Origin of the sequence: Curvibacter gracilis ATCC BAA-807, assembly GCF_000518645.1 — a bacterium.
In the GTDB taxonomy this organism is placed as follows: domain Bacteria; phylum Pseudomonadota; class Gammaproteobacteria; order Burkholderiales; family Burkholderiaceae_C; genus Curvibacter; species Curvibacter gracilis.
This window is the reverse complement of sequence record NZ_JADZ01000048.1, coordinates 1-17843: the sequence shown is the minus strand read 5'-3', so window position 1 is coordinate 17843 and position 17843 is coordinate 1. Positions and strand designations below refer to the sequence as shown.

Below are 17843 nucleotides of genomic sequence, written 5' to 3'. Positions count from 1 at the left end.
GATGCCGCCGGGGATGAACAGGCTCTCGCCCCAGCTGATCACCTGGTTGCCCACGCGCAGCCGGGCGCGCTGATCGCCCAGGTCGAAGGATTTGCTCACCCACAGGTCCAGCACCCGGGTCTGCACACGCAGGGCCTTGCGGGCCTCGTAGCTGAGGTTGTCGCTGGGCAGATCGGCCGGCGCGTTGGCGCTGCGGTAGCCCGAGGTGTTGGTGGCACTCACGTCCTTGAGCCAGGTGATGCGGCCCATGAAGGTCAGGTCTTCGCTGGGCTTGAGCACCAGCTCGTGCGAGCCCTTGAGGTAGGTGGTGAAGGGCTGGCCCTTCTTGTAGTTGAGGTCGCCCTGGTCGCCCAGGCCCGACACGGCGCTCAGGCCGCCGGCGGGCGAGCCAGTGTTGCCCGAGGCGATCAGGCCCGGGGTGGGGTCTTTGACGCGGATACCGGTGCCCACCGACACGGTCGAGTCGAAGCTGCCGCGCAGGCCGTCTTCGGTCTCGAAGGTGAAGGCTGCAGCCTGGCCGCAGGCCAGGCAGGCAGCGGTTGACAGAACGGAGAAGCGAAGTCCGATCATAAGAAACCCTCTGATAATTCAATCTTGGAATAGGCAGACACCGGTCCCCAGCCCTGGCTGGCGGTGTCTGGATGGGAGACCGTGAATCAGCGCTCGCTGATCGAGCGCAGGTTGTCAGCCGTGTAGAAATTGGCCTTCAGGCGGGGATGCTTGCCAGGCTCGGTGATCCAGCGGATGTCTTTGCCGGTGCCCACCGTGTGGGTGTCAAAGACATAACGGCCTTCCGCCAGGTTGTTTTGCACCATGGCCATGGCATCGCAGGTGCCTGTTTCGTAGACCGGGATCAGAAAGCCTTCACGCATCTTGGCCAGTTGGTTGCGACCGTCGAAGTCGTCCATCAGGACCGGGGCCCAGCTGTCTTCATCGAGGTAGATCGTGCGCTTGGGCGCCGAGTGGCGCATGCCGGCCTTGACCGTGGCTTCGATGACCCAGACCCGGTGCAGCTCATAGCGGCGATGGGTTTGCGCGATGAAGTCATTGCCAGCCACGTCTTCGAACTTGGCTTTGAAGTCGTACGCACCGAAGGCGTTGTAGGGGACGTAGATCTCCTTCTTGCCGACAAGCTTCCAGTCGAAGCGGTCCAGTGCGCCATTGAAGACGTTGGGCTCATCCAGCGTGTACTGGTTTTCCATGCCGATCTGGGGCGAGTCATGGGAGTAGGTCGGCATGCGACGCACGCGACGCTGGCCCGGGAAGTAGTAGAAGGTCTCGTTTTCAGCCTGGTTGATGTATTGCGTGATGGCCAGGGACTGCCCTGCCAAGGCTGCCGGCGCGACATAGCCGAAGTAGACATAGAACTCGACGGGTGGGTAGGACGACAGGGCATTCGAGCCCTTCACACCCCAGGGGATGAACAGGGTCTGCTCGGAGTCGGCACGGATCCACTCATTGCTGCCTCGGCGGGGCGACACAGCCGTGATGGTGGCCTTGTAGTCGATGCCCACACCGCGGTAGCGCATCTTGGCGTTCCACATCGCTTCGACGCCCGACGTGGGCATGGGAAACGGATAACCCGGAACCGTGGCGTCCTTGAGGCTCCAGCCGTCTGGGTTCAGCGCTGCGGTGCCGACGTTCTTGCGCGTGTTGCTGGCCACGAAATCAGGCACGCCGCAGCTGCGGTGGCTGGGAAACACATCCATCTTGTAGCCCTTGGTCTGCTTGACCATGGCCACCTGCCCCGCGGAGAGCTTGTCGGCGTACTTGTCGACGTTGCTGGCATCGATGGTGAAAAGAGGCTTCTCGTCCTTGTACTTCCAGTGCGCCTGGCGCAGCTTGCCCCATTCCCAGCCTGGCAAGGGTGGCTCGGCACCTTCCCATGCCGGAATGCTGCCGTCCTTGTTGCCACTTTTTTCGGCGCCAGATGGCGTCAGCTTGTCGAGTTGGGCCAAATCGGCAGCCCGTGCTGCATGGCTGCCGGCCAACAGGCCCACCAGCACGGCGGTGATTTTGAGGGTGTGCGCAAGGGAGCGGCGGCGCAGGCATGGGACAGACATGGATTCTCCAATCGTGAAGCAGTTGAAGGGGGCAAGATTTCTCGGGGATGAATGAGCAATGGGGTGTCGGGTGGGTCACGCAGATTGCGGCTACTGCACCTGCAGCACCTCGGCCACCGGGCGCCGGCGCTTGCGCGGCCAGTTGCCGCTGGCGGGCCGGCCCACGGCAATCAGCATCACGGGCAGGTCTTCGGCGCGCAGGCCAAATGCTTGCCGCAGCGCATCGACATCAAAGCCGCCGATGGGGGCTGTGCAAAGGCCCATGGCTTGAGCGGCCAGCATCAGGTTCATGGACGCCAATGAAGCCGAGCGGATCGCTTCATCCCGTTGTTTGGCGGGCTTGTCCTGGAAGGCAGACTGCGCATCGCTGACCCAGTCGGCCAGCTCCTTCTCACTGATGTAGCCCTCATCATGAAATGGCAGCAGGGTCAGCCCCAGCTCAAGGTGGGCGTCCAGCCGCCCACACACAATGAAAGTCACCGCGGCATCGGCCACCTTGCGCTGGCCATAGGCGGCCTGGGCCAACAGTTGCTTGCGCGCCGCCGACCTCACGGCGATGAAGCGCCAGTTCTGCAGGTTGTAGGCGCTCGGTGCCTCGGTGGCGTAGAAGGTGAGCGTCTGCAGCACCGAGTCGTCGATGTCGAAGCTCGGATCAAACTTGTCGACCGAGGTGCGTTCGCTGATCAGATCGAGAGCGGGATGATGAGATAGGTCCATGAGGTCGGAGGTTCTGAAGTGTTCGATGGAGGTTGGACGGCTTATCGACGAGGCAACATGCGGCGCAGCACGGTGTCATGGCGCACGAAGTGGTGCATGAGCGCAGCGCCCACATGCAAGGCGACGAGCACCCACGCCACCCATTTGCCCAGGAAGCTGTGGACGGCCCACATGGCCTCTTCCAGCTCAAGCACCGACCAGCCCATGCCAGCGCGGACCATCTCGGCCCACCGGGTGTCACGACATGCCGGCAGGACAAACAGGCCGAAGTCCGTCGGGTCGTAGGTGGTCATGTAGCCCGAGATCGGCATCAACAAAAGAAGGCCGTACAGCGCCCCATGAGCCACCTCGGAGGCCAGATGCTCCAGGCGGGAGCCGGGCACGGGATCGGGGCGGGTACCCGCCAGGCGCCAGAGCAGACGAGGCAGCGTCAGCACACCGATCGTGATGCCCAGCACCCAATGGATGTTGAGCAAGGGAACCACCCGATGGGCATCCGCGGAAAGACCGAATAGGGGCGGCTTGATGCTGGTCTCCGGGTCGACGATCCAGATGACGTAATAGACAACGGCATACGCAGACAGGAACCCGACGGCAGTGAGCCAATGAAAGAGCATGGAGGCTGTGCCATAGGCATCCACCGTGTTTTTCCACTTCATCGATCTCTCCTTGATTTGAGGGTGGCGGGCGGTATCAGGGCAGGAGCACCGTGATGACCTTCTCTTCGGTGTAGGCCACCGCGCCAGACAGGCCACCTTCACGGCCGATCCCGCTGGTCTTCAGCCCCCCCCAGGGCAGGTTGGCATCGAGCGGGCTCCAGCAATTCACACCGACGGCACCCACCTTCACGGCCCCGGCCACCTTGTGCGCACGGCTCAGGTCACGGGTCCAGACGGTGGCAGCGAGGCCATAGTCAGAGTCGTTGGCCAGGGCGATGGCCTCTTCGTCCGTGTCGAAAGCGATGATCGTGCCCACAGGCCCGAAGATCTCTTCACGAGCGATCGTCATCTGGTTGTTGGCGTTGGCGAAGATCGTGGGCTTCACAAACCACCCCTTGCGGGACTCAGAAACACCCCCCGCCAACAAACGGGCCCCCTCGGACAGGCCGAGCTGGATGTATTTGTTGACCCGGTCGTACTGGGCCTTCTTGGCCACGGGCCCCATCTGGACGCCAGGCTGCGACGGGTCGCCCACCGTGATGGCCTCTGCCGCCTGCGCCAGCGCAGCGGCAAACCGGTCTGCGATGCTACGATGGACCAGGATCCGGGAGCCGGCCGCACAAACCTGCCCCTGATTGACGAACAGCCCCATGGCGCAGCCGCGCACGGCATCTTCAAAGACCGCGTCGTCAAACACGATCTGCGGGCTTTTGCCTCCCAACTCCAGGGCCACACGCTTGAACATCGGCCCGACAATGCGCTGGATGGCACGGCCGGCCTCCGGGCTGCCGGTGAAGCTGATCTTGTCGACGCCGGGGTGCTCGCAGAGGGCACGGCCGACCACTTCGCCGTCACCCGTGACCACGTTCACCACACCATCCGGAAAGCCGGCCTCCTGGCACAGCAAGGCCAGGTGCAATGCCGACTGCGGTGTTTCTTCCGACGGCTTGATCACGACCGTGCATCCGGCGGCCAGCAAGGCAGCCACCTTCCAGGTGGTGATCATCAAAGGCGAGTTCCAGGGCACGATGGCGCCCACCACCCCGATGGGTTCGCGCACGGTGTAGGACAGGGTCTTGGTGCCCATGTAGCCCGCCGTGGGGATGGTCCGCCCTTCGAGCTGATTCGCCCAGCCTGCAGCGGCGCGCAGATTGGCCACCGCATTGGGCACGTCCATCATGCGGGGCTCCATGGGCGAGCGCCCGATGGCCATGGCATCCATGTCGGCCAGCAGATCGGTGTCGCGCAACACCAGGTCCGCCAGCTTGCTTAGCAGCAAGCCGCGTTGGAGGCCATTGAGCTGGCTCCAAGGCCCGCCATCGAGCTGGGCTCGGGCTGCGGCAACCGCCCGATGCACATCGTCAGCGGTACCCCGAGCCGCGGTCGCGTAAACCTGCTCACTGACGGGGCTGATCAGGTCCATCCTGGCGCCATCCGAGCTTTCGGCCTGCGCGCCTTCGATGAAGTGTTTCAAATGTTGAGTCATGGCAATGCTTGCATGGGTTGGGATCTTTGAACCTGCGACTCAGCGCACGAAAGGCACTTCGCTGAAGCCGGCGTCCAGTGCGGAGACGATCGAATCGATCTCGGGGCGCTGCATGACCAACGGGGGGGAGAGAATGATCTTGGTGCCCACCGGGCGCACGATCGCTCCGTGGCGGCGCGCCACCTCGGCCACGCTGTAGGCATACCCCGACATCGGGCTGATGGACTCGCGGGTCTTCTTGTCATTGACCAGATCGATGGCCAGCATCAGGCCCTTGCCACGCACTTCGCCCACGGCCTCGAAGCGATCCACAAAGGGCTTCAGCGCCTCGAGCAGGTAAGCACCCTGGCGACCTGCATTGCCGGGCAGGTCTTCTTTTTCGACGATGTCCAGGCTGGCAATCGCCGCGGCACAGCCCACCGGATGCCCGGCATAGGTGTAGCCGTGCATCACGACGCCGGAGAAGTCCTGGTTGGACTCGAAGGCATCGGCCACCCGGCTGTTGAACACGGTGGCGCCCAGGGGCACATAGCCAGAAGACAGGCCCTTGGCGAAGCACATGAAATCAGGCTTGACGCCCCAGGCGCGTGCGCCGAACAGGCTGCCCGTGCGGCCGAAGCCCGTGACCACCTCATCGGCGATCAGCAGCACGCCGTACTTGTCACACACCTCGCGAACGCGCGGCCAGAAGCTGGCCGGCGGAACGATCACGCCACCGGCGCCCTGCACGGGCTCCGCAATGAAGGCCGCCACGGTATCGGGGCCCTGGAACTCGATCTCACGCTCCAGCAAAGAGATGCAGATGTCGACCAGTTGCTCCGGATCCTGGGTGAAGGGGTTGCGATAGACCCAGGGGTTTTGCACCTGCGAGCAGCCCGGCATCAACGGCTCGTAGTTGCGGCGGAACACCGTGTTGCCGTTGACGGATGCGCTCAGGAAGTGGCTGCCGTGATAGCCCTCCTTGAGTGAGATGAACTTGGTGCGGTCCTTCTGGCCCAGCACCTTCCAGTATTGGCGGGCCAGCTTCAAGGCGGTTTCGGTTGCGTCCGATCCATTGGAGCTGAACACCACACGCTTCATGTCTTCCGGGGCCAGCGCGGCGATCAGCTTGGCCGACAACTGTTCGGCCGGCGGGTTGGAGACGCCGTCAAACAACTGGAAGTACTCGAGCTGATCGAGCTGGTCAACGATGGCCTTCTTGACCTCGCTGCGGTTGTGCCCGACGTTCACATTCCACAGGCCGCCAACGCCATCAACGTACTGTTTTCCTGCGTCGTCAAAGACATAGCAGCCTTCGCCACGGACGATGCGAAGCGGCTTGCGCTCCTTCATTGCTCCGGGGTGCATCATGGGGTGCCAGAAGCGGGCGTTTTCGTAAGTCATCGGTTCTCCGAACAAGACGGGCACACACGGAGGTGCGCAGATTTCAAGGGGCCGTTGCCACCCTTTGAGGTGGTGGACGGACAAATTCTCGTCAGCCCCCCTGTTCACCGTTAGCCCAAATTGGCATCTGCCGCTGCCGCCTTTTTGCGCCACCTTGTTGCGCCCTCATTGCGCTATCTATGCGCCATCTGCGCGCCATCTACGCGCCCTCCACGCACCAACATCAAGCAGCTCGGCGCAGACATGCACCAGCTGCAGGCACCAGGATCTGTGCGCGCCCGGCCAGCAAAAAGACCGCGAAGGATCGCTGAATGCCAAGGGTTTCCCCGATCAACGGTGCATCTGAACCGGTCGCAAAATCCGCGCTCTGAGCAGGCCCCCGGACATCGTTCTGGACTTGCACGGTTCTTGCAGCGTCACCCACACGTCAGTTCCGCCTCCCCTTCAAACAACACAGAAACGCCATGAACCTCAGCATGAATCGCTTCAATGATGTGCAGACGCATGCCTCTGCCGTGAACGATTGGCGTCAGACCTACAGCCAGATCAGCGCAGGCAATCTGCAAAGCTCGCTGGCACAGATCAAGAGCCAGCGCCTCCACGTCTTTCGCGAACAGATCAACCAGCGCGTTGTTCAGCACGGCGAGGCGCCGCGTGGCAAGGTCTGCTTTGCCGTGCCGATTGCGATTCCGGGCGCCATCAGAATGCAAGGACGCGAGGCCGACGAAACCAGCCTGTTCGTGTTGCGCGGTGGCGAGGAATTCATGTTCCACATGCCCATGGGCATGGACATGCTGTCACTGACCTTCGACAGCGAGCTCTTTGACCATGCGCTCGACGACTCGCCGGATGCGGAGAACATCGAGAAATTGCTCAAGCAGCCTGTGATTCGCATCCCGACGCATCGATTCAGTGAATGCCGGCGCCGATTGGTGGCCATGTTCTCTGAAGCGATTGCCGATGGCACGGCGAGCACCCAGGCGGGGTTCGAACCCAATCTGGAAAGCGCCTTGCTCGATGAGCTGATGGAGTTGCTGGCTGACCCCCACCTGAAGTCGCTGGAGCGGCAACCCACGTCCGTTCACAGCTTCATCGTCGAAAGATGCCATCACCTCACGGTGTCCGACACCTTCAACCCGCCGAATGTGATCGACCTGTGCGAGCGCCTGAAGATCAGCCGCCGCACGATTCAGAACAGCTTCAAGAACGTCACGGAAACCACCCCGACGCACTACATCAGGTCGATCCGCCTCAATGGCGCCCGACGCGAGCTGATGAGCACCCATTCTGCAGAGCTGTCGATCGGGGATGCGGCCAGCAAATGGGGCTTCAGCCACTTGAGCCATTTCGCGGCCGACTACCACGGCCTGTTTGGTGAACTGCCCTCACAGACCTTGCGAGCCGACCGCCGCCCTGTGGCCTCGACGCAGCATTGATGCGCATGCCGGTCGCGCGGCGGCCCGCCCAGCGGTGCCGGGGCCCCCACGGCCACCGGCCCGCCCGGGGGCGGGGGACTCAATGCCCCTGCAACTGCCGCGCCAGCTTGCCCAAGGTCTCGGCAGCCCTGTCGGCGCTGCTGATGGCTGCCACGAACCGGTCGGGACGCACGATGGCAACGTGGGCTCGCGCACGGGCAAACCAGCCCTCCAGTTTGTTGTCGGCGTCTTCCACGCTGATCACGCCAGGCGTCACCAGGGGTTGATGACGCCCGCTGCCACTGCGTGAGCGGTTGACTTGAATGAAGCGGGCGCCCATGCCTTCCCAATGGCGAATCTCGTCATCGCTCAAGCCCGCCTTGGGGTTGGTTCGGAAGCCGACGATGGCGTAGAAGTCGCCCAGCACATCGTCAAAGCGCGTGCGTTTGCCATGGCCATCCTCGACAAAGGGCTGGATGAACAACTGCCCGACCACATCGTCGTCGCGCACATCCGGCCACTCCCGGTGAATCAAGCCTTTCACCAGGGTGGCCTTGGGCTTGAACTTGAACTCCAGCAGGTGGGAGCGCAGGTTTTCAACGGTGTCGACCGCTTGAAACACCCAATCCCGGACCCCCGCCAGCAAGGGGCTGGTCATGCCCAGGATCGCCCCCATGTTGTCTGCCAGTGCGATCAGGTCGGTCGCGTGTCCCCGGCGCTCCACGTCGTAGCTGGCCAGGATCGCAGCGCTGGCATGGCCTTTGACAATGGCGGCCACCTTCCAGCAGACATTCACCACGTCGCGCAGGCCAGAGTTCAAGCCCTGCCCGGCCCAAGGCGGTGTGATGTGGGCCGCGTCCCCGATCAAGACCACCCGCCCCTGCACGAAGCGCTCGGCCACCCGTGAGTTGTGGGTGTAGGCCCGGATGCGGATGATCTCCAGCTGGTCCACCGCATCGCCGATGTGTGAGCGGATCAGGCCTCGGATGTTGGCCTCTTCGCACATCTGTTCTTCGTCCTCGTGCTCCATCAGCATGAACTCCCAACGGCGTTGGCGATAGGGCAGGTAGATGCAGACAAAGGGCCGCTGCGGATCGGCATGCAGCGCCGTGTAGGGCGCATCCAGGGTGTCGTTGGCGGCATCGACCACCACCCATTTGCGGGGATGCGTCAAGCCCACCAGCTCGATGCCCAGTTGCTTGCGAACGCCCGAGCGACCGCCATCGGCACCGATCACATACTGCGCCTCCAGTTCGTAGACCTCGCCCTCGGGGTTCTTCACGACCAGGGTGACGCCGGATTCGTCCTGGCTCAACTCCAGCATTTCATGACCCAGACGCAACTCGACGGTGGAGCGCTTGCGCAGCTCTTCGCGCAAGGTGGCCTCCAGCAGTTGTTGCATGAAGATGTTGCGCATGGGCCAGCCGTACTCAGCGGTGGTGGGCTTGACCTCCGCGAAGCAGACGCCTCGCGCATTGAAGTAGCGCAGCGGCACATCAGAGATCATGTCCTGCACTGCGGGCTCGGCCACGCCCACACCTTGCAGAACCCGCAGCGCCTCGTCATCCATGCCCACGGCCCGCGGATAAGGCAGGATCTCCCGGGCCACCTCAAGAACCACGCACTCGATGCCATAAAGGCCCATGTAGTGGGCTGCGGCAATGCCGTTCGGGCCGCCGCCCACGATGACGACCTGGGTTTTTTGCTTGTTCATGTTCAATCCTGAGTGGACATGACGCCGGCCACCAGGCCGGTCGCATGTCAGTGAAGAAGGCGATATCGATGGAAGGGGGGGATGTCCGTCACTGCGCTTGAAGGCAGTCAAAGAGCATCAAAGACGTTCAAAGGGATTCAAAGGCGATCCAGCGTGATGTTCCGGCTCGGCGCATGCGCGTCGGCAAAGCGCCGCTTGGCTCGCTCGTCGTCGTGATCGGTTTCGAGGAAGAACTCGATCCGATTGCCGTCGGGGTCGTTGAAGTACAGACCCGTTCCGATCTCATGGTCGGTCACCTTCACGATCTCGACGCCTCGGTCCAACAGCATCCCGTACAGCCGCCGCAGGGTGTCCATGTCGCCGGCGATCTCCAGCCCATAGTGCTGCAGGCCCAGGCCGCCACGCTGAGCCCCCGGCTCGGCCCTTATCAGGGCGATGTCATGGTGCTTGGGTCCGAAGGACATCATGATCCAGTGCTCGGCGCGAGCGCTTTCGGTCATGCCGATGATGTCCGAGTACCAACGCGCTGACAGCTCCGGATCCTTCACCAGCAAGGCCAGATGCGTGCGTACCACGGTGGGATAGCTCATGCCACGGCCTCCTCATGGGGCACCACCGAGCGATGCGCCACCTGGATCGAGGCCACCGCCGGTGACCAGGCCACCTCGGTGATCTCGCTGAATTCACGCCACTGCTTCTGCCAGCTGTTGCCACCGTCCACCGAGGTGAACAGATGGCCATACTTGGTGCCTGCCAAGACCTTGCGGGGATCTGTCGGGTCCGTCGCAATGGACCAGAAGCAGGAATTGGGTTGCTGAGGCAGAGGCAAGACCTGCCAGCTTTCTCCGGCGTCAGAAGAACGAAGAATCCGGCTGGTGGTCCCGGGCGTGCCATCGGACAGACTCAGGTACAGGGTGCTTTCGGAACCCAGTGGTGCGCTCAGGGCGCGGGCGTAATAGAGCCCATGGGTGTCATTGGGCAGAAAGCCTGTCCAGGTCTGGCCCTCGTCCAAGCTGCGGTAGACCGCGTTGACACAGGCCACCACAACCACCTTTTTCCCGTGATTGGCCAGGACCTGAATGTTGTGAATGTCCGAGCGGAAGGGCCACAGCAGCCGCCCATCCACCCGCTGCCAGGCCGCGCCGCCATCGCGGCTATGGAACAGGCCGCCCTCCTCCAGGCCGAACCACAGCTGGTCCGGGTCGACGGGGTCAAACGCAAAGGCCAGCAGACGAGGCCGGTTGACCCCGGCGCAGAACTCGGGGATGTCGACAGCAGCGCGCTCCCAGCTGAGGCCTGCATCCAGCGTGCGCCACAAGGCAGCGCGCGATGGCGCCCCGGTGCCCACAAAAATCCGCGATGGATCGCGGGGATCCACCAGCACCTTCCAGATCATCTCTCCCGAGAAGGGCGTCTGGCATGCCTCCCAGGTGTTGCCCACATCCTGACTGACACACAGGCCGATGTCCGTGCCGGCATAGACACGCCGAGGCTCGGCAGGATCAAGGCAGACCGAGCGCACCACGGCATCGAACTCCAGCGGCTGCCCCAGACCCAGGCGGTGCCACGTCACGCCCCGGTCATTGCTGCGCATCACAGCCTGGCCAGCTGTGCCAACCAACCACGTTCCTTCACTCATGAATCACATCCTTCCAACCTAGAGGGTCCAACCGACTGCGGTGCGCAGCGGCCAGGCAAGCGGCCTGCGGCCGCGACAAACTCCACCGGTGCTTGCCGGGTTGCCCCCAGCGTCGTCACCGCCTGCCAACAAGGGTGACTTCATCCAATTGATAGCAGCAGCACCAAAAGACAAAAAATCACGCCTTATTTATTGTCAGTTTATGCCATAGAGATAAATATGCAATTCAAAAGGCACGATATTTCAGATCCGCGACCCACTTTCTCGCTTCACTGATTTATCGCAAATCTGCGAACATGAAATTGAGATAACGACACCGGTGCCGATGCGGTTCCTGCGCGGGCCGGAGCGCCTTCACGGCCCCTGCGTGCCACCCGAGGCCTTGAGCAGGCGCAGCAAAAGCCCCACGCATGGCGCAGCCGGGCGACTGGGAACCTCTGAAGATCAAGGACAGCGGGTTGTCGGTTCAACGTGGTGCGGGACCACGGCGTAAGCACGACATCCCTGCGCAGGAGCGGAAAGACCAGGCACTTAGCGGCCTTCCAGGCGGTGGCTGAGCGGAAATTGCAGATGCTGGACAGTGCATCGACGCTCGACTTTCTGAAGTCTCCACCCGCCAATCGCCTCGAAGCCCTGACGGGTGACCGCGTTGGGCAGCACAGCATCCGCATCCATGCTCAATGGCGGATCTGTTTCGTTGGGACGGAACTGGGGCCCTTGAACGTCGAGATCGTTGACGACCACTGAGCCAGAGAAACACCATGATCAAAAACGGCATGCGCCCCATGCACCCGGGCGAGATCCTGAGGGCGGAATACCTGGAACCCCTGGGCATCAGTGCACATGCCTTGGCCAAGGCATTGAAGGTTCCACCGTCGAGGATAGGCGACATCGTGCTGGAACGCCGAGGGGTCACGCCTGACAATGCTTTGCGGCTGGCACGCTACTTCGGAGGTGACGCGCAATCGTGGCTGAACCTGCAACTGGCCTATGACCTCAAGATGGCCGAAATGGCACTGGCAAAGGTGCTGGCGCAGGAGATCACCCCCTACACAGCAGGTGGCGACGCGAGGTTTGCCTTGGCCTCGTAAGCGATGGTCACCACCAAGCCCATGGCTGGCCCCGCAGGTCGCAGCCATGGGCCTGCCGGCCCTCAATTCACCGGCTGGCGCGGACGGCTGCGCTGCCCATCCACCGCCACCGGCACATCGCCGGCCACCGTGACTCGGCGCACCACGCGGTGCTGGTCGCCGTAGTCGTTGATGGCGTAGTGCTGGGTGGCGCGGTTGTCCCAGATGGCCACGTCGCCCTCGCTCCAGCGCCAGCGCACGGTGTTCTCCAGCCGGGTGATGTGGTTCTGGAACAGCTCCAGCAGGCTGCGGCTGTCCTGCCCGTTGTAGCCCACAAAGCGCTTGATGAAATGGCCCGAAACCAGTGAGCGCTCGCCCGTCTCCGGGTGCACGCGCACCAGGGGGTGTTCGGTCTCGATCAGGCGTGAGGTGAACACCTGGCGGTATTTCTGGGCACCGTGGGCATCGGGCTTGGCGCGCGTGGCGGCGTAGTCGTAGTCATTGCCGTGCAGGGCCCAGAGTTGATCGGCCAGGGTCTTGAGCGCGGGGGGCAGCTCGTTGTAGGCCGCCACGGTGTTGGCCCACACGGTGTCGCCGCCGGTGGGCGGGATGACCAGATCAGCATAAATTCCCATGACTCAGCAGGAGCTAAGTCTTTGATTTCATTGGAATTGGCTTATGAGTAGATCTGTGAATGCAGGGCAATCTTCCCTGAGTTTTTCCCCGGAATACGCATCCTACGTCTGCATCTGCTTTGTGCCTTTATGAGCCAGTTTCATTCATAGGACACATGCCCCACAAACATGTGATGGTCCACATGAGCCATGGAATGCAACAATTTTCCATCACCAAGTAGGTAGAAATGGCAGATCAACCAAACCCCACCCAAGCGGCCGCACAAGATCCATTGATCGTTGGGGTACAGGCCCTACTGGACCGTGTGCAGAGTCTGCAGGATCGAGTGGCCGTGCTTGAAAAGACCGCTCTCAAAAATCATGATCCTGTCCTGTTGAAGAACGGGAGCGATGGAGTATTCGTGAGGCGGGTAGACAACTATGGCCTAAAGCTGGTCAGTTGGGTCGATGGCGACACCACCTGGAAGAAAGACTGCTCTTTCGAACTTATCAAGCAGTAATGATTCACCAATCGCCCGCGCGCTTTTGAATCAGAACTTCTCTACCCCATCGGCTTCCAGGGAAACGGATCTCTTTCGGGGTAGTCCTTCGGGGGTGGCAAATCGGCATCCCGCTGCCGCTCCCGTTTCACCTTCCCCGGCTTGCGACCCGGGTGTTCCGTGTGCTTGATCACTTGCCAGCCAGCAGTTCAGTCTTCTGCGCGCTGCCACTGCTGGTGCCGTAGTAGTACGACAGGACCATGAGCGCAACACTGTCGGCCAGCCCCAAGATGCGGCCAATCACTACGTCCGGCACGCCCGGGGGATAGCCCAGGAATAGCACGGCCCCCTCGGCGCCCAGGGTCATGAGCAGCAACATCAACGACAGCACAAACAGCCTGTTTTGAATGCCGCCGGTCGTGTTGGCCGTGCGCGCACTGTCGCGGTCCTTGTATTCCAGCTCCGCGTACTTGAAACCACGTTCTTTCTCGTCGTTCTGAAACTGCATCTCCAGTTCGCGCAGCTTGGCCACACTTTCGGGTGTCAACTGCCCGTCCTGGAATGCCTTGGCGATGCTGCCCGGCGGGACGCCCAGGGCGGCGCCGATTGCACTGACCGCCGCACCAGCCAGCGGGCCACCCAGGGCGGTGGCCACGGTGGGAGCCAGGGTCTTGAGCGTGTCGATCCAATCCATGTCAGGCTCCCAGTATGGTCAGGTTGATTTGGTATTGCGCAGTGCGTTCAACCAGATGCAGCTTCGCCGGGCCGTTCACCAGCCGCGTCACCTCCACCATGTCACCCTTGGTGGCCGGGCCGGCACACCCGGCATCAGCCCAAAACCAGGCTGCAGTCAGAGCCGCGTGCTTGGCCTGCAGCACCAGCTCGGGCCTGCCCACGTAGTCGTAGCCCAGGGCCTTGCTAGCGCGCTCGTAGGTCTTGCGCCATGTCAGTTGGATCAGTCCGCGGCCTTGGTAGCCTTCGTACAGCTTCTGGCTCAGGGCCTTGGGATTGCCGACGTAGGGCTGAGCCTCAGCCGCATTGCGGAACGCTCTGGGGAAGATGACTGCGAGCCGGCCGGCGTCGCGGTAGAACAGGCCTTCTTCGACCTGGGTGAGTCGGGCCGACTCGATGCTGACCGTGGCCAGGAATGCCGCCACCTGCTTGTCGCCCGAGATGCCGAACTGAACCATGGCGATGTTCAGCGGGTCGGCATAGGTCTGCGCATTGGCTTGGGTGGCGCCAGTAAGTTGAGCCAGGAGTTCCGCGTTCATTTCACCCCCCAGTGCGAAGCGGCCCATGACGCGGCAGCACCGAGGGCCCCGATCAGACCCATCTCCACCCAGCGGTTCGTGCGCTGCGTGATCGGCGCAGCTTGCTCCAGCTTGTCCAGCCTGGCCTGCACCTTCTCGATCTCCTTGAACGCGCGCTCCACCGATGCAGCCATGTGGGTCTGTCGTTCTTCGACCAGGGCGATCTTGGAGAGCGTCACGCTGATCTCTTTGAACGCCGCCTTCATCTCGGCCACATCGCTGCGCATGCGCTGCATCTCGCTGGCCATAAGCTGGATGTAGGCATCAGTGGACATCGGCGTCGGGTCGGGTGGGTCCTGTCGGTACCGGCCGTTCACTGGGCAACCTCGGGCAAGGCCGGCAGCGGATCGGTGGCAGCCGACGCATCAGGCGGCGGCGCTGGCTGCAACTGGCTCATGGCCTGGGCGTGCAGCGAGTTGATCAAGGAGTTGACCCGCTTGAAGGGCAGTTCTTGCAGCGCGTCAATGACGGTCTGCATCTCAGCATCGGAGACGGTCAAGGTGAATTGGCGCATGGTTACCCCAGCTTCTTTCGGATGTAGTCGGCAAACAGAATGGACACCATGGCCCACAAGGGCCTGGTCATGATTTCGAGGTTCGAGGCGGAATAGCTGGCCCCGTACTGGCCGGCCAGGAAGCCAGGCGAGCAGACCGTGTCGATGTTCATGGTCTGCCCGGAGCTGGGGCCCATCAGTGCCAGCGCGTAGGCCCCGCCAAAGGCAGTGATGCCCGAGCTCAGGGGGATGGCGGTTCCTACCGGGGTCGATGACCCGAGCAGCGCCAGGCCTGCTTGCGAGAACACAGCGACCTCGTTGCCCACGCCCACCTGCAGTGAAAGACTGGGCGGCGTGCCGCCACTGATCCCGGCCGCCACGCTGTAGGTGACGATCTGGGCCTTGGTGCCGTTGATGCCATAGGAGACGGCGCCAAAAGTGCCGGATGGGGCCGAGGTGTTTGTGCAAATGACGCCCGAGCCCGTGGCAGAACCATTGGGCTTGAACACAAGACCCGTGGCGCCATTGGCCAGCGAGGTCTGAACGTTGGTCCAGTTGTTGTAGTTCAGCGAGATGTCGTTGAACACGCTGATGGTCGACCCGTTGTTCGGGAAGGCCAGGCCCTGGGGCAGGCTCAAGGCGTTCGACTTGACGCGCATCACCTCATTGCCGACACCCACCTGGACGGAGAACTCGGGCGCAGCGTAGCCCGTGCCCACGCCGTAGCTCAGCAATGTGGCCAGGTTGTTCGCCACGCCGTACGAAGCCGCGTAATAGTTGGTGGTGGGGTTGGAGTTGCTGACAGACACCACACTGGCACTGGTGGCGGAGCCATTCGGCTTGATCAGCAGGCCCGTGCCAAGGTTGGCAGTTGTGGTCTGCACCGCGGTGTAGCCGCTGTAATCCGTGCTGGAGCCAGTGACCACCCCGATGCGGGTGGAGGACCCGGAAAAGTCGAGCGGCCCCGCCACCGCACCGCCGTAGATCGACAGCTTGGAGGTCTGGTCGCTGCTCACGGAGTAGGCCGGGCCCCAAGTCGTCTTGCAATTCGTGAACGGCACCGACCAGGTTGTGCCCGATCCTGCAAACACGAACCCCACCGCAATGCCCTCGGCCGTCATATCGGCGGTGGTGGTCGTGTCCAACACGTCGCCGGTGTCCTGGTGCAAGTCCCAGTAATCCGAGGTGACCGGCAAGGTGCCCGGGATGAACCGATACATGCGGTACCGGATGTACCGGCTTCCGTCGATGCAAACCGTGGACTCGATGATCAGGCGGTAAGTGTTTCCGTCAGCAATCGGCTTGCTCGGGGCGGAGTAGCTGTTGGGATAGACGTGGTTACCACCCTGGAAAAACGACTCCACCAAAGGCGTCGGGCTGTAGGGGGTGAAGCCTGAAAGCTGCCCAAACGCCACGCCATGCCCCGTGATGGCCGTCCCCACCAGAGATGCCTTTTGCCGCAGCGAGATGAAGATGTGGATTCCTGGGTTCTGGGTCAGAAAGCCGTTGAGGGTCAACTGGCCATCAAACACCATCTTGCCCGGGCCCGTGTTCCAGCCGTTGGGTGTGGTGCTGCTGATGAAATGATTGTTGGTGCTGGAGTTCAGCGTGAAGTCGCTGATGGCCTGGCCGCCAGCGCTGGGGCCATTGAGGGCATTGCGCAGCTTGGCAACGTTGGAACCGGCTTGGCTGGTCATGACTGCCTCAGGAAAGAGTGACCGTGATGCCGTAAACCTTCAAAGTCCACGGGGCGGCCAAAGGGTTTTGAAAGACGTGCCCGATCCAGATGCCGTTTTTGGTGGCATCGAATGCGGTGTTCGGGTCATGGATCTCACCCGACTCGTACGAAACACCATCCGCACCACGGATCTGGAAGCGGATGAACTGGTCCGACCGATCGGTGCCAACGTGCGTATGCAGGGTGACCTGGTAATCAACACCGTCAGAAAGCACAGGGGGCGTGCTCTGCCCATTCAGCAAGAAGCTTCCGTCCCCAATGCCGTTGCACCACGTCTCCGCCTGCAAGCTGGGGTGGATCGGATTTCCCCCGGGCGCCTGGCTCACGTTGCCAAAAAGCATTCCCTGGCCTCTGATGGCCTTGCCGTTCAATGCCAGATCCTGGCGGGTCACCAGGGGAGCGTGTGCATCGGGGTTTTGGGTGAAATACCCATTCGAGCGCAGCGTGAGTTGAATCACGGTGTCGGCATGAAATCCATCGGGCAGCGCAGCGATCACCACGGATTCCACAGATGGGTTCAGCTCAACGTCGGGGAGCGCGATTCGAGCCGGGTAGGTGGTCGCAGCATCGGTGCTCCCGCCACCACAGGCCGTGGCGAGCGCGGAGAAAATCAGACCGATGAGGCTCAACCAGATGAAGTGATAGGACTGCATGGGTGCAGTCTCAAATCCAGCCCTGCTGTTACGTGCACCGCGTCAATTGATGCCGTAGTGAATCGCCCCGGTTTTCAAGGAGGCTGTTTGGTTTAAGTCAGACCGCCACCGCGGTGGACTGACTGGCGAGTTGCCGATAGTAGTTTGCCTCGGCTTCTGCGGGCGGGATGTACCCGATGGGTTCGAGCAGGCGATGGTGGTTGAACCAGGACACCCATTCGAGCGTCGCGAACTCCACAGCCTCCTTCGTCTTCCAAGGCGCTCGGCGATGGATGAGCTCGGCCTTGTAGAGACCGTTGATGGTCTCGGCCAGGGCGTTGTCATAGCTGTCGCCCTTGCTGCCCACCGACGGCTCGATGCCCGCTTCGCCCAGCCGCTCGGTGTAGCGA

At 62.4% G+C, this 17843-nt stretch carries 19 protein-coding genes and 1 pseudogene; 3 read left to right on the top strand and 17 right to left on the bottom strand.

The window, feature by feature from the left end:
- The 6 genes from L880_RS0124680 to L880_RS0124655 all read right to left on the bottom strand — a co-directional run.
- A partial coding sequence (locus L880_RS0124680) for a DUF1302 domain-containing protein (protein ID WP_027477921.1) occupies positions 1-570 on the bottom strand: 570 nt, incomplete at its 3' end.
- An 86-nt stretch (positions 571-656) separates the two neighbouring features.
- Positions 657-2063, bottom strand: a complete 1407-nt coding sequence (locus L880_RS0124675; RefSeq protein ID WP_051443587.1) for a DUF1329 domain-containing protein — start codon at positions 2061-2063, stop codon at positions 657-659.
- 90 nt (positions 2064-2153) lie between these two features.
- Positions 2154-2780: a nitroreductase family protein gene (locus tag L880_RS0124670; RefSeq protein WP_027477919.1), complete on the bottom strand. Its 627-nt coding sequence runs from the start codon at positions 2778-2780 to the stop codon at positions 2154-2156.
- A gap of 41 nt (positions 2781-2821) precedes the next feature.
- Positions 2822-3439, bottom strand: coding sequence for a cytochrome b (locus tag L880_RS0124665; protein WP_027477918.1), 618 nt, complete (start codon positions 3437-3439; stop codon positions 2822-2824).
- A 34-nt stretch (positions 3440-3473) separates the two neighbouring features.
- Positions 3474-4925, bottom strand: coding sequence for an aldehyde dehydrogenase family protein (locus tag L880_RS0124660; protein ID WP_027477917.1), 1452 nt, complete (start codon positions 4923-4925; stop codon positions 3474-3476).
- A gap of 39 nt (positions 4926-4964) precedes the next feature.
- On the bottom strand, positions 4965-6308 hold the full coding sequence (locus tag L880_RS0124655; protein WP_027477916.1) for an aspartate aminotransferase family protein: 1344 nt from the start codon (positions 6306-6308) through the stop codon (positions 4965-4967).
- Positions 6309-6772: 464 nt separating this feature from the next.
- On the opposite strand from L880_RS0124655, the gene L880_RS0124650 reads away from it, so the two are divergent.
- The gene (locus L880_RS0124650; RefSeq protein ID WP_027477915.1) at positions 6773-7744 is read left to right on the top strand and encodes a helix-turn-helix domain-containing protein; all 972 of its coding nucleotides are present in this window, start codon (positions 6773-6775) and stop codon (positions 7742-7744) included.
- 79 nt (positions 7745-7823) lie between these two features.
- Here the strand turns inward: L880_RS0124650 and L880_RS0124645 are convergent, their stop codons facing one another.
- The 3 genes from L880_RS0124645 to L880_RS0124635 form a co-directional block, all read right to left on the bottom strand.
- A complete protein-coding gene (locus tag L880_RS0124645) occupies positions 7824-9437 on the bottom strand; it encodes a bifunctional 3-(3-hydroxy-phenyl)propionate/3-hydroxycinnamic acid hydroxylase (RefSeq protein WP_027477914.1) in 1614 nt (537 codons plus the stop codon).
- 137 nt (positions 9438-9574) lie between these two features.
- Entirely contained in the window at positions 9575-10027 is a 453-nt protein-coding gene (locus L880_RS0124640) for a VOC family protein (RefSeq protein WP_027477913.1), read from the bottom strand.
- The gene (locus L880_RS0124635; RefSeq protein WP_027477912.1) at positions 10024-11076 is read right to left on the bottom strand and encodes a WD40/YVTN/BNR-like repeat-containing protein; all 1053 of its coding nucleotides are present in this window, start codon (positions 11074-11076) and stop codon (positions 10024-10026) included. Before L880_RS0124635 ends, L880_RS0124640 begins: the two co-directional genes overlap by 4 nt.
- Before the next feature lie 504 nt (positions 11077-11580).
- Here L880_RS0124635 and L880_RS36525 point away from each other — a divergent pair.
- Together L880_RS36525 and L880_RS0124625 are read left to right on the top strand one after the other, a co-directional pair.
- A complete protein-coding gene (locus L880_RS36525) occupies positions 11581-11823 on the top strand; it encodes a type II toxin-antitoxin system RelE/ParE family toxin (protein WP_281174785.1) in 243 nt (80 codons plus the stop codon).
- A 14-nt stretch (positions 11824-11837) separates the two neighbouring features.
- Complete coding sequence (locus tag L880_RS0124625) at positions 11838-12167, top strand: HigA family addiction module antitoxin (protein WP_027477910.1); 330 nt, start codon at positions 11838-11840, stop codon at positions 12165-12167.
- A 62-nt stretch (positions 12168-12229) separates the two neighbouring features.
- On the opposite strand, the pseudogene L880_RS33515 reads toward L880_RS0124625, so the two are convergent.
- From L880_RS33515 to L880_RS0124580, 8 genes and pseudogenes are all read right to left on the bottom strand, one after another.
- Positions 12230-12763: pseudogene (locus L880_RS33515) on the bottom strand (TauD/TfdA dioxygenase family protein); the annotation flags it as partial.
- A gap of 687 nt (positions 12764-13450) precedes the next feature.
- Positions 13451-13954 carry a hypothetical protein gene (locus L880_RS0124610; RefSeq protein ID WP_027477908.1) on the bottom strand — a complete coding sequence of 168 codons (504 nt, stop codon included), beginning with the start codon at positions 13952-13954 and terminating at the stop codon, positions 13451-13453.
- Between the two features lies 1 nt (position 13955).
- The gene (locus tag L880_RS34590) at positions 13956-14531 is read right to left on the bottom strand and encodes a glycoside hydrolase family 19 protein (RefSeq protein WP_169737807.1); all 576 of its coding nucleotides are present in this window, start codon (positions 14529-14531) and stop codon (positions 13956-13958) included.
- Entirely contained in the window at positions 14528-14845 is a 318-nt protein-coding gene (locus L880_RS0124600; RefSeq protein WP_157463060.1) for a hypothetical protein, read from the bottom strand. Before L880_RS0124600 ends, L880_RS34590 begins: the two co-directional genes overlap by 4 nt.
- Positions 14846-14883: 38 nt before the next feature.
- Complete coding sequence (locus tag L880_RS0124595; RefSeq protein WP_027477906.1) at positions 14884-15084, bottom strand: hypothetical protein; 201 nt, start codon at positions 15082-15084, stop codon at positions 14884-14886.
- A gap of 2 nt (positions 15085-15086) precedes the next feature.
- A complete protein-coding gene (locus L880_RS0124590) occupies positions 15087-16760 on the bottom strand; it encodes a hypothetical protein (protein ID WP_027477905.1) in 1674 nt (557 codons plus the stop codon).
- A gap of 7 nt (positions 16761-16767) precedes the next feature.
- A complete protein-coding gene (locus L880_RS0124585; protein WP_027477904.1) occupies positions 16768-17454 on the bottom strand; it encodes a hypothetical protein in 687 nt (228 codons plus the stop codon).
- A 97-nt stretch (positions 17455-17551) separates the two neighbouring features.
- On the bottom strand, positions 17552-17843 hold a 292-nt coding region (locus L880_RS0124580; protein ID WP_027477746.1), incomplete at its 5' end, for an integrase core domain-containing protein.

What these genes read in the sequence shown, in the direction of transcription:
- L880_RS0124665 (WP_027477918.1), bottom strand. Translation starts at nt 3,439, where the DNA reads ATGAAGTGGAAAAACACGGTGGATGCCTATGGCACAGCCTCCATGCTC.
- L880_RS0124640 (WP_027477913.1), bottom strand. Translation starts at nt 10,027, where the DNA reads ATGAGCTATCCCACCGTGGTACGCACGCATCTGGCCTTGCTGGTGAAG.
- L880_RS0124625 (WP_027477910.1), top strand. Translation starts at nt 11,838, where the DNA reads ATGATCAAAAACGGCATGCGCCCCATGCACCCGGGCGAGATCCTGAGG.
- L880_RS0124655 (WP_027477916.1), bottom strand. Translation starts at nt 6,308, where the DNA reads ATGACTTACGAAAACGCCCGCTTCTGGCACCCCATGATGCACCCCGGA.
- L880_RS0124645 (WP_027477914.1), bottom strand. Translation starts at nt 9,437, where the DNA reads ATGAACAAGCAAAAAACCCAGGTCGTCATCGTGGGCGGCGGCCCGAAC.
- L880_RS34590 (WP_169737807.1), bottom strand. Translation starts at nt 14,531, where the DNA reads ATGAACGCGGAACTCCTGGCTCAACTTACTGGCGCCACCCAAGCCAAT.
- L880_RS0124675 (WP_051443587.1), bottom strand. Translation starts at nt 2,063, where the DNA reads ATGTCTGTCCCATGCCTGCGCCGCCGCTCCCTTGCGCACACCCTCAAA.
- L880_RS0124610 (WP_027477908.1), bottom strand. Translation starts at nt 13,954, where the DNA reads ATGGATTGGATCGACACGCTCAAGACCCTGGCTCCCACCGTGGCCACC.
- L880_RS0124600 (WP_157463060.1), bottom strand. Translation starts at nt 14,845, where the DNA reads ATGTCCACTGATGCCTACATCCAGCTTATGGCCAGCGAGATGCAGCGC.
- L880_RS0124660 (WP_027477917.1), bottom strand. Translation starts at nt 4,925, where the DNA reads ATGACTCAACATTTGAAACACTTCATCGAAGGCGCGCAGGCCGAAAGC.
- L880_RS0124670 (WP_027477919.1), bottom strand. Translation starts at nt 2,780, where the DNA reads ATGGACCTATCTCATCATCCCGCTCTCGATCTGATCAGCGAACGCACC.
- L880_RS0124595 (WP_027477906.1), bottom strand. Translation starts at nt 15,084, where the DNA reads ATGCGCCAATTCACCTTGACCGTCTCCGATGCTGAGATGCAGACCGTC.
- L880_RS0124585 (WP_027477904.1), bottom strand. Translation starts at nt 17,454, where the DNA reads ATGCAGTCCTATCACTTCATCTGGTTGAGCCTCATCGGTCTGATTTTC.
- L880_RS0124650 (WP_027477915.1), top strand. Translation starts at nt 6,773, where the DNA reads ATGAACCTCAGCATGAATCGCTTCAATGATGTGCAGACGCATGCCTCT.
- L880_RS0124590 (WP_027477905.1), bottom strand. Translation starts at nt 16,760, where the DNA reads ATGACCAGCCAAGCCGGTTCCAACGTTGCCAAGCTGCGCAATGCCCTC.
- L880_RS0124635 (WP_027477912.1), bottom strand. Translation starts at nt 11,076, where the DNA reads ATGAGTGAAGGAACGTGGTTGGTTGGCACAGCTGGCCAGGCTGTGATG.